Source organism: Vibrio sp. 10N.247.311.51 (genome assembly GCF_041467855.1).
GTDB classification, from domain to species: Bacteria; Pseudomonadota; Gammaproteobacteria; order Enterobacterales; family Vibrionaceae; genus Vibrio; species Vibrio coralliirubri.
This window is the reverse complement of record NZ_JBFSVK010000006.1, coordinates 39,959-55,118: the sequence shown is the minus strand read 5'-3', so window position 1 is coordinate 55,118 and position 15,160 is coordinate 39,959. Positions and strand designations below refer to the sequence as shown.

General features: G+C 43.8%; 8 protein-coding genes. All 8 read right to left on the bottom strand.

Going from position 1 to position 15,160, the window contains the following annotated elements; all coding sequences use genetic code 11:
- Positions 1 to 9 precede the first annotated feature (9 nt).
- A complete protein-coding gene (locus AB6E85_RS07475; RefSeq protein ID WP_372142079.1) occupies positions 10 to 1,926 on the bottom strand; it encodes an ABC transporter ATP-binding protein in 1,917 nt (638 codons plus the stop codon).
- On the bottom strand, positions 1,904 to 2,164 hold the full coding sequence (locus tag AB6E85_RS07470) for a glutaredoxin family protein (protein WP_019823251.1): 261 nt from the start codon (positions 2,162 to 2,164) through the stop codon (positions 1,904 to 1,906). Before AB6E85_RS07470 ends, AB6E85_RS07475 begins: the two co-directional genes overlap by 23 nt.
- 25 nt (positions 2,165 to 2,189) lie before the next feature.
- A complete protein-coding gene (gene rlmKL, locus AB6E85_RS07465) occupies positions 2,190 to 4,310 on the bottom strand; it encodes a bifunctional 23S rRNA (guanine(2069)-N(7))-methyltransferase RlmK/23S rRNA (guanine(2445)-N(2))-methyltransferase RlmL (protein ID WP_372142078.1) in 2,121 nt (706 codons plus the stop codon).
- A gap of 508 nt (positions 4,311 to 4,818) precedes the next feature.
- Positions 4,819 to 5,367 carry a cell division protein ZapC gene (locus AB6E85_RS07460; RefSeq protein ID WP_017059680.1) on the bottom strand — a complete coding sequence of 183 codons (549 nt, stop codon included), beginning with the start codon at positions 5,365 to 5,367 and terminating at the stop codon, positions 4,819 to 4,821.
- Between the two features lie 205 nt (positions 5,368 to 5,572).
- The gene (pyrD, locus tag AB6E85_RS07455; RefSeq protein WP_017063847.1) at positions 5,573 to 6,583 is read right to left on the bottom strand and encodes a quinone-dependent dihydroorotate dehydrogenase; all 1,011 of its coding nucleotides are present in this window, start codon (positions 6,581 to 6,583) and stop codon (positions 5,573 to 5,575) included.
- Between the two features lie 332 nt (positions 6,584 to 6,915).
- Complete coding sequence (locus AB6E85_RS07450) at positions 6,916 to 11,757, bottom strand: NAD-glutamate dehydrogenase (protein ID WP_372142076.1); 4,842 nt, start codon at positions 11,755 to 11,757, stop codon at positions 6,916 to 6,918.
- Positions 11,758 to 11,985: 228 nt separating this feature from the next.
- Complete coding sequence (locus tag AB6E85_RS07445) at positions 11,986 to 12,204, bottom strand: DUF2835 domain-containing protein (protein ID WP_004733645.1); 219 nt, start codon at positions 12,202 to 12,204, stop codon at positions 11,986 to 11,988.
- Positions 12,205 to 12,393: 189 nt separating this feature from the next.
- The gene (gene pepN, locus AB6E85_RS07440) at positions 12,394 to 15,000 is read right to left on the bottom strand and encodes an aminopeptidase N (RefSeq protein ID WP_372142075.1); all 2,607 of its coding nucleotides are present in this window, start codon (positions 14,998 to 15,000) and stop codon (positions 12,394 to 12,396) included.
- Between the last annotated feature and the right edge of the window lie 160 nt (positions 15,001 to 15,160).

The following is a 15,160-nucleotide window of genomic DNA, read 5'->3' as shown; positions in this document are numbered from 1 at the left end:
TATTACTTCTTAACTTTCCTGTTGTAGTGCCTCGAGCTCTTCCCAGCGCTCAAAAGCAACTTCAAGCTCCTGCTCTGCTGCAGATAGCTTATCTAATACTGGTTGTGTCTGCTCTACAGATTTTGAAAAGAAGCTTGGATCGTTGACTTCTTCCTGAAGAGTTTCAATTTGAGTTTCCAATTCTTCTAAACGCATTGGTAGCGCTTCTAGTTCTCGTTGTAGCTTATACGATAACTTCTTAGGTTTAGCCTTAACTGGCGCAGTTTTGGGAGTTTCCTCAACTACTTTCTCAGGCTTTGATGGCTTTTCAACCTGTCGGTACTCTAATGCTTGCTTTCTTTGCTGCTGAGCATCGTGGTAGCCACCAACAAATTCTTCAATTACACCGTTACCTTCGAAGATCCAACTTGTCATAACCGTGTTATCAACAAACTGACGATCGTGGCTCACTAAAAGAAGCGTACCCTGATAGTTGGCAAGCAAATCTTCTAAAAGTTCCAAAGTTTCGATATCTAGATCGTTGGTTGGCTCATCGAGAATCAATAAGTTGTTCGACTTAAGGAAGATACGAGCTAATAACAGACGGTTTTTCTCACCACCAGATAGTGCCTTAACAGGAGTACGAGCACGTTTAGGTGAGAATAAGAAATCTTGTAAGTAGCTTAGTGCATGACGCTCACGGCCGCCTACTGTCACTTCTTGCTTACCGTCCGCTAGGTTATCAATTACAGACTTCTCAGGGTCTAGGATTTCACGGTATTGGTCGAAGTAAGCCACTTCAAGTTTAGTACCACAATGCAGACGACCTGAATCAGGCTTAAGCTGGTCAAGAAGCAGCTTAAGTACCGTACTCTTACCACAACCGTTAGGACCAATCAGAGCGATACGATCGCCACGCATAATGTTAAAGCTAAAGTCCTTAACAATTTCTTTGCCTTCAAAGCCAAAGTTAAGACTCTCAGCTTCAAATACAATCTTGCCTGAACGCTGGCCATCGTCGATTTGGATAATCGCTTTGCCCTGCACTTCACGACGGTTCAAACGTTCTTCGCGTAGCTTCTTAAGCGCACGTACGCGGCCTTCGTTACGAGTTCTACGAGCTTTAATGCCCTGACGAATCCATACTTCTTCTTGAGCAAGCTTCTTATCAAATTCAGCGTTTTGCATCTCTTCGACACGTAACGCTTCTTCTTTATCTAACAGGTAGTTTTCGTAATCACCAGGGAACGAGCTCAACTTACCACGATCAAGATCAACAATGCGTGTTGCCATCGATTTGATGAAAGCACGGTCATGCGAGATAAAGATGATTGAACCACGGAAGTCTTTCAGGAAGCCTTCTAACCATTCGATTGTCGCAACATCCAAGTGGTTAGTCGGTTCGTCGAGTAGAAGCACATCTGGGTCACATACAAGCGCACGAGCAAGCGCCGCTTTACGCTGCCAACCACCAGACAAATCGGTCAGTTTTGTTTCAGCCGTGAGTTTAAGCGCAGCCATTACGTTACTTACGCGATCTTCGAAACGCCATGCATTCGCATGATCAAGTTGCTCTTGAACGCGAGTAAGGCGATTTAAGTTCTTTTCGCTAGGGTCAGTACCAATGAGATCCAGAAGATCATGATAAATCTTCAACTGTTCACCGATTTCCGCTAGGCCACCAGCAACGTAATCATAAACGGTGCCTTCTTCATTACGCGGTGGATCTTGCTCAAGGCGAGATACAACCACATCTTGTGTGATTTGCATCTTGCCATCGTCCATGATGATGTTTCCAGACAGGATTTTCATCAATGTAGACTTACCAGCGCCATTCCGCCCTACTAAACACACACGTTCGTTTTCTTGCAGCGCAAAGTCCGCACGATCTAATAACGGGTGATCGCCAAACGCTAATTGCCCGTTATGAATTGTAAGTAATGCCATTCTTCTTTAACCAATCATTAAGTTCTAACAAGCCAAATGGCCAGTTAAGCTCTGAGCTTTGAGAAAGGTCAGAGCTTTCAAATTTGAGCACCGGAATAGTGACCCCGTAACGGGAAAAGAGCTCATCATCAAATGCAATGTCGACGACGTTGACGTGATGGCTAATGTTTAACTGTTCCGTGAGTTGGAATGCCATCTCACATAGATGGCACCCTTCTGTACTGTAGAGAGTCAGCACTATATATCCTTATACAATCTCTTAACTACTTATGAGTAATCAACCAGCTGTTATGAATGTGCTTATTGCGAGAAAAGTCCAATGGAAGCGTCTTAGCTGAGATATTCTGAGCTTTAAGACCTAAAGCTTCCAGACCTTCTAGATCCATTTTGAAGTGACGCTTGTTGTTAGAGAACACAATCGTGCCTTCTTCACGGAGAAGACGCTTAAGGTTTTCCATCAACTGAATGTGATCACGTTGAACATCGAAAGATTGATCCATACGCTTAGAGTTTGAGAACGTAGGTGGATCAATAAAGATCAGGTCATAAGAACCCTGCTCTTTAACCAACCACTGTAAGCAGTCAGCTTGCACAAATTGATGTTGACGACCAACACGGCCATTAAGCTCCATGTTCTGCTTTGCCCACTCAAGGTAGGTATTAGACATATCAACCGTTGTTGTAGAGCGTGCGCCACCGACTGCAGCATGAACAGATGCACTGCCCGTGTAAGCAAACAGGTTTAGGAAGTCTTTGCCTGCTGCCATCTCACCGATACGACGACGAGTGATCTTATGATCTAGGAACAACCCCGTATCTAAGTAATCATGAAGATTAACAGTCAGCTTAACGCCGTATTCGTTCACTTCTAGGTTAGATGAGTCTTGAGCCATCTTCTGGTATTGAGAACGGCCTTTCTGCTTCTGACGAACCTTAAGAACCACGTTGTTTGCTTCAACGCCGGTAACTTGAATAGAAGCACGGATAATATCGGTCAGACGACGTTTCGCCTTCTCTTCCGGTACATCTTTAGGCGCTGCGTATTCTTGAATCACAAGGTGACCTGGGTATACGTCAATCGCTACATTGTATTCTGGTAAGTCCGCATCGTAGATACGGTAACAATCTAGTTGCTCTTTCTTAGCCCACTTGCCAATTTTACCGATGTTCTTTTTAAGACGGTTTGCAAAGTCAGGAGCAATCAGTTGTTCTTGCTCGCCCGTTGGACGTTCTGACATCGGACGATCTGAAATTGAGTAGTTCTTTTGGTGACACGGTAACGCACCGTTGTTCAATTTGAACTGTTTGTCTGCACGCATGCGTAAGCAGCTAAGTAGTTCATCTGAACTAGAGAAAATAGACGCGTTACAACCACCAAATTCTGCTTTAAGCTGCGCGCCGAATGCCGTGTAAAGGGCAATAAGACCTGGCTCTGTACCAAGACGCTCACCATAAGGTGGGTTAGAAACAATCACACCATCAGTAAACTCGGTAGGACGGTTAAGTTTTGCAGCATCACCGACTTCGAATTCAATCAACTCTTCAACACCAGCACGACGAGCATTGTCACGCGCTGTTTTGATCATGCGTTCATCATTGTCATAGCCATAGAACTTACATTCTACTTTCTTTACGCCACGACGACCTTGAACGTTCGCTTCAGCTTTCACTTCAGCCCAAAGCTCTGGTTCGAAATCTTCTAATGATTCGAAACACCACTTCTGGCGTTTAACACCTGGAGCCATGTTTGCAGCCATCATTGCCGCTTCAATCACTAACGTACCTGAACCACACATAGGATCTAGGAAAGGCTTAGTCGCATCCCAACCACTACGAAGAAGAATCGCTGCAGCAAGTGTTTCACGCAGAGGTGCACGACCTGATTCTGGACGGTAACCACGTTGGTGAAGACCGCTGCCCACCATATCAACACCAAGAATCGCTTTATCACGGTGTAGACGAACGTGAATGCGAATGTCTGGGTTCTCTTTGCTGATAGAAGGACGAGGTAGAGACTTCTTCTCAAAGCAATCAACAACAGCATCTTTTACTTTCATCGCACCGTATTGGCTATTGCGGATTTCGTTGTTCGTACCATTGAAGTCAACAACAAAACGTTTAGAGCTATGGAATTGATTTACCCAGTTAACCGCAGTGGTTGATAGGTACAAATCCATGTCGTCCATACAAGTGAATTCAGAAAGGACACGTACAAATCGAGAAGCCAAACGGCTCCACAAACAACAACGATAAATTTGCTCATTGGTGGCTTTGAATTTAACACCTGCTTGAACAGGTTTTGCGTTTGTAATCCCTAGTTGGGTTAGTTCTTCAACTAATAAATTCTCAAGGCCATTTGAGGTAACCGCTAGATATTGATTCATAGTGTTCTTTTATTGATAAAAATGAGCTCGATTATACCTGAATTTGTTACTAGAGCATCACACTAAACTCGTCTTTTCATTGAATCTTTCTTCTAACTGGCTAGCAAACGCACAGTGTTGAAGCGATCGCTTACCCACATCCCCTTAGAACATAAGACTTATCAAACCAACACGATTCATGAGCAAATCCCCGTCAAAGTGACAATGTGAATTTATATTCACCCTAAATTTGGTATATACCAAGAGAGGATTCAGAGTGAAAGTTAGCTACAAAAGGGCAAAAACAGGGAATAAAGATGAGTGAATTACACTTCTGGCGATAAAAACAGGCAGAAATTAAGGTGAAAAAATAGTCGTAAGTTCACTATTTAAATGGTTAAGCAGTGATGTATTTATCAGGATGAGGTTTTTTAGGCACAAAAAAATCGGCTAGTGAGCCGATTTTGAGGAAGATTTGACAGGTTGATGCGTTGCGATGTGTGTGAGAAATGATGGACTAGATTGAAGGCTAACCGACCATCGCAATGTGCGTTTGATGAAGAATAGCGTTCGCGTCTATCATTCTATCGTGCATGACCTTAATTGAGTCGCCAAAGCGTAACCCTTTTGAAGGTGTAAGCAGAAACTCTTCTAGGTCGACAAATGCACATAGGCTCGCACACTCTCCCACTTCTAATACAATGAAATACCCTAAGCTATGCTCGTTATTCATTTGTACGATATCCCCTTCTTGAGGATATTCGTGGCCAGCGCCCTGTGAGTCGAAGAACCAACTCTTAGGCTGTACAGGCTTGTGGAAGCGCTTTGCTGCCACGCAATAAAGCGCGAGTTCAGCTTGACGAGGCTCAGACAGTTCTAAGCCAGAAATTTGTTCTTTGAAGGTTTGGTATGAAGATGCGTCATCAACGGTGAATTCATTATCTCTAAACGCGCAGTCCACCAGCTTATTGCGGACCAGATTCGTTTTGAAAATCATATCCTCTCCGAGGTTTAGCATTAATGAACATTGCTGCTCATCGTAATACCAACTCCATGTATCGCTAGGTTTAAGCATCATTTCGTCTCACACTGTTGAACCATTCCATTAGGTAAAACGCAAAATTACCTTCAATTACAGTAATTTTACTGAGCAATAGGCAAAAAAAAAGAGGAAATGAATTCCTCTTTCTTATCGCTTTTCTCTACAACTCAGTGAGTTACAGTGTCTCTTTTAGTAAGACGATGCCAGATTGTCGCTTTTCAAAAATAAAAGCAATTTCCGCTTATAGATTTTTAACGATGTCGCCCACTAGGCCTGGGCCTTTGTAGATGAAACCAGAGTAAACCTGTACAAGCTTCGCGCCCGCCATCATTTTCTCTTTTGCAGCAACATACGAGTCAACACCACCTACTCCAATGATCGGCAGTTTGTCACCAAGCTCTTCGTGAAGTTTGCGAACTACTTCAGTACTGCGAGATTGAACTGGACGTCCACTTAGGCCACCCGCTTCATCGCAATGTTTCATGCCTTCAACGATTGAACGATCCAATGTTGTGTTTGTTGCGATCACACCATCGATCTTATTTTTGATCAATGATTCACAAATTTGGCGAATTTCGTCGTCGCTTAGATCCGGAGCAATCTTAAGAGCAAGAGGCACATATTTACCATGCTTCTCTTCCAGTTCAGATTGTTTCGTTTTAAGTTCAGACAATAGATCGTCTAGAGCTTCGCCGTATTGTAGCGAACGAAGTCCTGGAGTGTTTGGTGAAGAGATGTTCACAGCAATGTAACCAGCGTATTGATATACCTTCTCCATACAGATCAAGTAATCTTCAGCGCCCTTTTCAATTGGTGTGTCTTTATTCTTACCAATGTTAATGCCTAAGATGCCATCGTAGTTCGACTTCTTAACATTCTCAACAAGGTTGTCGACGCCTAGGTTGTTAAAGCCCATGCGGTTGATGATACCTTCAGCTTCAACAAGACGGAATAAACGAGGTTTGTCGTTACCCGCTTGCGGACGTGGAGTCACTGTTCCTACTTCTACGAAACCAAAACCCATTGCGCCAAATGCATCGATACATTCGCCGTTTTTATCTAGGCCGGCAGCTAAGCCAACTGGGTTTTTAAAAGTAAGACCCATGCACTCTACAGGTCGGTGAGGTAATTGTTGGCGATACAAAAGATCAATAGGTGTGCCTGTGAAGCGCTTGAAATTTTGAATTGCAAGATCATGTGCCTTTTCGGCATCAAGTTGGAAAAAGCCAGTTCTGGCTAGACGGTAAAGCATTGTGCCTCCGATAGAAAAAAGCCCCGTGTAAACGGGGCGATATTATTTACTTATTTACCCAACTATTCAATCTATTACTGTCTGTAAGGGTAAGATAATCGAGTTTGCTAACGAATGAGGTTCATTATTAAGCAAACGTTATCGTTTTCTTCAGGTTATTAACCCATTTCTAATCTCAACCTTAGTACAGCCACCAGCTCACTTAACAACAAACAACGTGTGCGTCGAAATTGGTTCTTCAAAAATCGTTAGGCCTATTGTTTCCACTTTACCGAAACGAAAAAGGCAGACCTTGTGGCCTGCCCTTATAGTTTTTCGTCTTAATCTAGTGACTAATCTTTCGACATACAGTTTAGATTCAACAGCATCAATTCACGCAATGCGACTGAGAACTTCGCAAACTCATGAACAGAACCTACTTTGAATTCGTTTAGGATGCTTTCCCAACGATGTAGAGAAACAGAGTTACTTTCCATCCAGTCATCAAGCGCTTTAATCACATCGATGTCTGAAGCACAACCACAGTTAAGAACTTGGCCAGTTAACTGACGTTGCTGCCAATCCAGATCTTCTCTGAATGCTGCACGCGCCAGCGCTTGCCAGTTGTTGTCTACAGCTTGGCCATTGATTTGCTTCAAGAACCAGTGCAGTGACAAACGGTCGCCTAGGTTGAAGTAAAGCTTAGACGCTTGTTGTACTGTTTTACCTGTTTCGCGAGCCACTGTGGATATATCCAGTGCTGAGTACAGGCTAGACAAACGAGCCACTGAATTAGCCAACTCAGCGTTTACACCTTGGTCAATCCATAGTTGAGCCATTGCTTGATGCTCTTCGACTTCTGAAGCCACTAAGTTTTCATCCAGCTTCTCAGTAATCGCAACGACATCACCTTGGTAAAGCTCAATCAATGCATTCACTGACTGTTTACCGGTACGATTTCTTAGCAACCAGCGTGCTAGACGGCGAAGCGTACGACGTACATGGTAAAGCAATTCGTATTGAGCTTCAGAACTTGAGATGTTGTCCAGTTCACGAATGCTCTTTAGTACCTTACCCAAACCGTAGATTTCACGTGATGCCGCGTAAGCATTCGCAATATCAACAATGTTTGCGCCCGTCTCTTCTTGCAAGCGAGTCACGAAGTTACAGCCCATCTCGTTAACCATTTGGTTAGCAAGCGCAGTCGCAATGATCTCTGCACGAAGTGGATGGTTATCCATGTGCTGAGAGTAGTTACGGCGTAACTCTGTTGGGAAGTATTGCATCAGTTGTTGAGCATGGAACTCATCATTCGCAATATCATCACTCACAAGATCTTCTTTTAGAACCATTTTACCGTAAGCGATCAACACTGATAGTTCAGGTCTTGTTAGTGCTTGGCCCTGCTTCTCACGTTCTAGCAGCGTTTCGTCATCTGGGATGTATTCCAAACCACGGTCTAAGTACCCTGCTTTTTCCATTGTGTGGATAAAGCGGATTTGCTCTTTCACTAAGCCAACACCTTGATGCTCAGTAACAGAGATAGACTCAGCTTGGCAGTAAGCGTCGTCGAGTACGATTTCGCCTACTTCGTCTTCCATAGATTCAAGAACTTGGTTACGTTGCTTAACGGTTAGATCACCATTAGACACCAAGCCATTCAAGAAGATCTTAATGTTAACTTCGTTATCCGAGCAATCTACACCACCAACGTTATCTACAAAGTCAGTATTAACTCTACCGCCCGTTAGAGCGTATTCAATACGACCCAATTGAGTCATACCCAAGTTACCGCCCTCACCAACAACCTTAGCTTTCAGATCACGGCCGTCGATACGTAGCACGTCATTTGCACGGTCACCCACATCGGTATGAGTCTCACTAGAAGACTTAACGTAAGTACCAATACCGCCGTTCCAAAGTAGATCAACCTTCATAGACAAGATCGCTTTGATCAAGTCATTTGGTGCCATTGATGCTTTCTTGGTGCCCAGCATTTTCTGAATTTCAGGTGTCAAAGAAATAGACTTAGCTCGGCGAGAGAAGATGCCACCACCCTGAGAAATCAGGTCTTTATTGTAATCTTCCCAGCTTGAACGAGGCAGATTAAACAGACGGTCACGCTCTACCCAGCTTGATGCCGACTCTGGATTCGGGTCAATGAAGATGTGCATGTGGTTAAACGCGGCTTGTAAGCGAATGTGCTTAGATAGCAGCATACCGTTACCAAATACGTCACCCGCCATATCACCCACGCCAATTGCAGTGAAGTCTGTGCTTTGACAGTTGATACCCATTTCGCGGAAATGACGTTTAACAGATTCCCAGCCACCTTTCGCCGTGATACCCATGGCTTTATGGTCGTAACCGTTAGAGCCACCCGATGCAAACGCATCACCTAACCAGAAGTTGTACTCTTCAGCTACTGAGTTCGCTAGATCTGAGAATGTCGCGGTGCCTTTATCGGCTGCAACAACCAAGTATGGGTCATCTTCATCGTGACGAACAACGCTATTAGGTGGGATAACCTCACCTTCAATGATGTTGTCTGAAACGTCTAGCAATGCACGGATGAAGCGCTTGTAACAACGTTGACCTTCAGCAAAGATCTCGTCTCGGCCAGACATCATGTGTTGACGCTTACAAACGAAACCACCTTTAGCACCAACTGGTACGATAACCGTGTTCTTAACTTGTTGCGCTTTAACTAGGCCTAGAATCTCAGTACGGAAGTCCTCTTGACGGTCTGACCAACGTAAACCACCACGTGCTACTTTACCGCCACGTAGATGCACACCTTCAATGTCTGGTGCGTAAACGAAGATCTCAAACGCAGGAACCGGCGCAGGGATATCTGGAATCTCGCTTGGTCTCATTTTCAGAGCCAACCAAGGTTTAGACTGCTTGTTCTCGTCTACTTGGTAGTAGTTAGTACGAAGCGTTGCAGTGATCATTTCCATGTAGCGACGAATGATACGATCATCATCCAAGCTTTCTACATGATCCAACTGTTCAGTGATCTTCTTAATAAGATCTTGTTGGCCTTTCGCGCTGCCCTTCAGTTTCGGGTCAAAACGCTTGCCGAATAGGCTCACTAACCCTTTAGCTAATTCTGGGTAATGAGACAATGTGTCTTCAATGTATTGTTGGCTGAATGGGAAACCAACTTGACGCATGTAACGAGCATAAGCACGTAAGATTGAGATTTCACGGCCAGAAAGACCAGCGCCAAGCACTAAGCGGTTGAAACCATCGCTATCTAGCTCACCCGCCCAAATTGCCGCAAAGGCTTGTTGGAAAAGATCGCGAGCTTCTCGAAGATCAATGGTCTTGTCGCTCTTGTGCAGCATCGAGAAATCAAGGATCCAATATGTCACACCGTTGGTTTTACGCACTTCATATGGAGATTCACCGATAACGCGTAGGCCAAAGTTTTCAAGCATTGGCATAACATCAGAAAGGTGAATTGGCTCATCGCTGTGGTAGAACAACTTCAAACGAACGGCTTTTGAATCTGCCGCTTCTTCTTGAGGACGGTAGAAAAGCATACCCAGTTTGTTGTCTTCACTTAATGCTTCTAAACGTTCGATGTCGGCAACAGCTGAACCTGGCATCATGTCTTCTTTGTACGAACGTGGGAATGCACGCATGTACTCTTTCGACAATGGAAGACCTTTGCTTTCACCGAAGTTTGCAATGATTGATTCAGACAGACGGTCATCCCACGTAGACGATACTTCCATTAAATTTTGCTCAATTGTTTTCACGTCCACATCCATGTTGTTGTTATCAACACGAACAATATAGTGCGTTCTTGCTAGCGGGCTTTCAGAGAAGTACGTTGTAAATTCAACCTCTTCTTCACAACCAAAGTACTGTTTCAAGATGCGCTGTGTTTGGCGACGAAGCTCTGTGTTGTAACGATCTTTTGTTACGTAAACCATGCAGCTAAAGAAACGACCAAACGGGTCTTTGCGAACGAACAGACGCAGAAGATCGCGATCTTGCATTTGCACTACGCCCGTACCGACTTCTAGTAGCTCTTCTTCTCGAGCTTGCAGCAGTTCATCTCGTGGGTAGTTTTCAAGAATGTTGTGCAGAGCTTTGTAAGAGTATGAACCTTCACGGTAACCACTCGCATCCAAGATACGCTCTACTTTCTCACGAACAAGCGGAATCGTTTCTACGGTTTGGTTATAAACGGCAGATGTGTAAAGACCAGTAAAGCGGTGCTCACCAATGACCTTACCGTTCTTATCGAACTTCTTGATACCAATGTAATCATTGTAAGCTGGGCGGTGAATGCGTGAAGCCGTGTTGCCCTTGGTTACGATAAGTACATAAGGCTTTTTCGCTTCAAGACGTGCCGAATCAGAAAACTCAGATAACTTAACGTTACGTACACGATCTGAATTCGCAAACAAACCAAGACCTTGCTCCTTAGTCGGTTGCAGCTCAGTGTCGCCGTTAACTGAAACTAGGTCATATTCCTTATAACCCATGAATGTGAAGTTGTGTTCACCTAACCAACGAAGAAATGCCAACGTCTCATCAAAGCGTTGGCCGTCTACTGGAATGGTCTCTTTTTGCTGTTCAACTTGATTGGTCACTTCTTTAAGTTTTTCAACCATATTCAACCAATCGTTCACGACTAAGCTAGTGTCGGTAAAAATATCCAGCAATTCCGTTTTAAGTGCCGTCATTTCAGCTTTGCTGCTAAGACGGTCAACTTCGATATGGAAAAGCGATTGGAATGCACCTTCGTTATTGCTAACACCGACAACACTGCCCTTATCTGAGCGAGAGATTTGTGTTGGGTTGTGAAGCATAAGGTGAGAAGAAAGGTCTAGGCGAGTCAATGCCATTTTTACAGAATCAACAAGGAATGGGCTGTCTGGAACGACTATCTCAACGATAGTGTGAGTAGACTGCCAACCTTGACGACTTACCGTCGGGTTGAAAACGCGTACAGAGATTTCGTCGGCTTTCTTTTCATTGATGTGATGCCATAAGCTAACTACAGCACCATATAAATCGGATTCGTTTCTCTGAGTCAGATCGTCGTGAGAAACGTTACTAAACAAGTGTTGAGCAAGTTGAGTTACGAGAGGTCGATGAGCAAGGTCAAGTTTGTCTTGAATCAGCTTGTAAACTTTTTCAAGTAAAACTGGAACCACAGTTTCACGTGCGGTCATAGTCACACTCCACAATTAGAATTATATTTTATTATTAGGGGGATCACTTAATCTGGTGTTTGAAACGTGCCGTAGAGCGCTTTTCTACTAACGAGTTAAGCAAAGGTAATGCATTCATTTATTGTAAAAGCATTATTGAAAAATAGTTAATTGTTTTAGAGGTGGTAAGAGGTGAAATGTTTGATTATGTGATTAAGATTCCTTTTAACTCACTAGGCACGCCAAGGTTTACAGAGCTTCTAACTTAATAAACTTATTTTTTTGGTCAGTTGTCAGCCTAAACTGCCCTCTAACCCCTATTTGTGTAAGAAATGGTCTGAACCGAGTTGCAGGTAACTGTAAGCGCAAACCTGTTGTTGTTATCACTTGAACTTTACTTGCCGCACCAGAATAGCTGGCCAAAAACTGCTGATATGAGATGTTAAGTTGGAAAATATAGCGATTCATACGATACCTGTGTAAATATACAGTGCCAGTGTTTTTTGGCACTTAACGATGTCTGACTGTGAAACTGAGCTTGAAACTGCTCTAGCTTATCGAAAATTCGATGTACCAGAAACAAAAAATCAGTGGCAGATATTCTCTACCACTGATGACCTTTCGTTATAGCAAACAGTTAGCTGAATGAGCGCGAACTTAAGCTTCTAGTGCTTTCGTCACTTTCTCAAACAAGTCTTTTGCTAGATTGTCCATGTTCTTTAACGTCTCTAGTTCTTTTTTGATCAGAGCTTGGCGTTCATCATCGTACTTACGGAATTTAAGAAGTGGATCAATCATACGTGAAGCCACTTGCGGGTTGCTGCTGTTCAGTTCACGTAAGATCTCGCCAGCAAATGCATAGCCTTGACCAGACTTGTCGTGGAATTGAACCGGGTTCATGTTTAAGAATGAACCGACCAAGTTACGGGTACGGTTCGGGTTCTTCAAACTGAACGCTTGGTGCGACATCGACGCTTTGATCACTTCAAGAGCGTTTGAACTTGGGTTTGTACCTTGTAATGCAAACCACTTATCCATAACAAGACCATCGTGTTTCCACTTGTCACTGTAATCCGCCATCAAGGTTTCACGACATGCGAGTTGAGCACTGTTTGCCGCGCCCATTGCTGCCATGGTGTCTGTCATGTTATTTGCTTGCTGGTACATCGCAACAACCAAGTCATTACCCTGCTCAGTATGAGCTAAGTAACTTAGGCAAACTTTACGTAGAGTACGCTTACCAATCGAATCGTGATCGATCGTGTATTCCGTTAGTGCGTTGCTGTGATAAACCGCCGCTAACTCGTCTTCAAGTTCTGCAGCTAGTGTGACTTTCATTGAGTTAAGAACCGATGCGACCGCATCAATATCAACACGCTCATACCAACCTGATACTTCATTGTGGCTTGGTAGAGAAAGCATTTCTGCAATAAACGCAGGCTCTAGTGAATCACTCAGCAGTACGCCACGGAATGCATCAACAACAGAATCAGAAAGCTCAAACTCTTGACCCTGTTGAACCTTCTCAACATTGCTGCGGATGTACTTCGCTAATAGCATTTGACCCGCATCCCAACGAGAGAACTCATTGCGTGCATTTACCATTAGGAAGATCAGCTCTTCATCTGAATAGTTGTACTCCAGTTTCACTGGCGCAGAAAATTCACGAAGTAATGATGGGATCGGTTGCTCTGAAACGTTTTCAAACACGAACGTTTGCTCTGCTTCTTTCACATCTAATACATTATGAACTGGCTTACCGTTACATTGTAACTCAACAACTTCACCCGCAGCCGTGTATAACTCGATATCAAGAGGAATATGCAGAGCCTGCTTTTCCGTTTGCTCATGAGTTGGCGCTGTTACTTGGCGAGTTGTTAACGTGTACTGCTTCTTCTCTGCGTCGTAGTGGCTTTTAACAGAAAGCGTCGGTGTGCCAGACTGGCTGTACCATAAACGGAACTGAGACATATCAACGCCCGACGCATCTTCCATTGCCGCGACGAAGTCTTCACATGTTGCAGCCGTACCATCGTGACGTTCAAAGTAAAGCTTCATTCCTTTTTGGAAACCGTCTTCACCCAACAATGTGTGGATCATTCGGATCACTTCACTGCCCTTTTCGTACACAGTCAATGTGTAGAAGTTATTCATTTCTATCACTTTTTCTGGACGAATTGGGTGAGACATTGGACTTGCGTCTTCAGCGAATTGCGGCCCGCGAATAATACGAACATTGTTGATGCGGTTTACTGCGCGAGAGCCAAGATCAGATGAGAACTCTTGGTCACGGAATACGGTTAAGCCTTCTTTCAAGCTTAGTTGAAACCAATCACGACAAGTCACTCGGTTACCGGTCCAGTTATGGAAATATTCGTGACCGATTACCGCTTCGATGCCCAGGTAATCGGTATCCGTAGCAGTTTGGTCGTTCGCGAGAACAAACTTAGAGTTGAATACGTTCAGACCTTTGTTTTCCATCGCACCCATGTTGAAGAAATCAACGGCTACAATCATGTAGATGTCTAAGTCGTACTCTAAGTTGAAACGCTCTTCGTCCCACTTCATTGAGTTAATCAAAGAAACCATCGCGTGGTTAGCTCTGTCTAGGTTACCTTTGTCGACAAAGATTTCTAGGTCAACTTTGCGACCCGATTGCGTAGTGTAAGCATCACGAAGTACATCAAAGTCACCCGCAACTAAAGCAAATAGGTATGCAGGCTTTGGATGTGGGTCTTGCCACTTCACCCAGTGACGACCATTTTCAGCTTCACCTTCATCAACACGGTTACCATTACTTAATAAGAATGGATTTTCTGCTTTGTCCGCGATAACCGTGGTGGTGAATTTCGCCAATACGTCTGGGCGATCCATGTAGTAAGTGATACGACGGAAACCTTCCGCTTCACATTGCGTACAGAAAGCACCACCTGATTTGTAAAGGCCTTCAAGTGCACTGTTCCCTTCAGGATCAACTTCAGTCACGATCGTTAATGTGAATTCTTGTGGTAAATCATTCAGTGTCAGTTGAGTTTCAGACTGTTCATATTGAATCCACTCTTTACCTTCTACCAAAACAGAAACCAGCTTCAAGCCTTCACCATCAAGTACTAAGGTCGAGCTATCTTTCTCTTGCTTAACACTAGACACCGCCGTAATGATGGATGCTGAATCGTACAAATCGAAGGTAAGATCGATTTCAGAAATAGTGTGAGATGGTGATTGATAATCTTTACGATACTTGGCTTGAGGTGTATGTGCCATGACGGGTTCCTTTTGATCGTTATACGTAATTATTTGTTAACTGTATATATCTAAAGGTTGAGCGCCAAGAACACAAGGGGAATATTAAAAAAAGGAGGCATTGTAGGAAAATGCCTCCATGTTTTGCTATTTTATCAATCAAATCAGAAAGGAACGGCTA

Coding starts and splice junctions, on each gene's coding strand:
- pepN (WP_372142075.1), bottom strand. CDS start 15,000: ATGGCACATACACCTCAAGCCAAGTATCGTAAAGATTATCAATCACCA.
- pyrD (WP_017063847.1), bottom strand. CDS start 6,583: ATGCTTTACCGTCTAGCCAGAACTGGCTTTTTCCAACTTGATGCCGAA.
- AB6E85_RS07450 (WP_372142076.1), bottom strand. CDS start 11,757: ATGACCGCACGTGAAACTGTGGTTCCAGTTTTACTTGAAAAAGTTTAC.
- AB6E85_RS07460 (WP_017059680.1), bottom strand. CDS start 5,367: ATGATGCTTAAACCTAGCGATACATGGAGTTGGTATTACGATGAGCAG.
- rlmKL (WP_372142078.1), bottom strand. CDS start 4,310: ATGAATCAATATCTAGCGGTTACCTCAAATGGCCTTGAGAATTTATTA.
- AB6E85_RS07475 (WP_372142079.1), bottom strand. CDS start 1,926: ATGGCATTACTTACAATTCATAACGGGCAATTAGCGTTTGGCGATCAC.
- AB6E85_RS07445 (WP_004733645.1), bottom strand. CDS start 12,204: ATGAATCGCTATATTTTCCAACTTAACATCTCATATCAGCAGTTTTTG.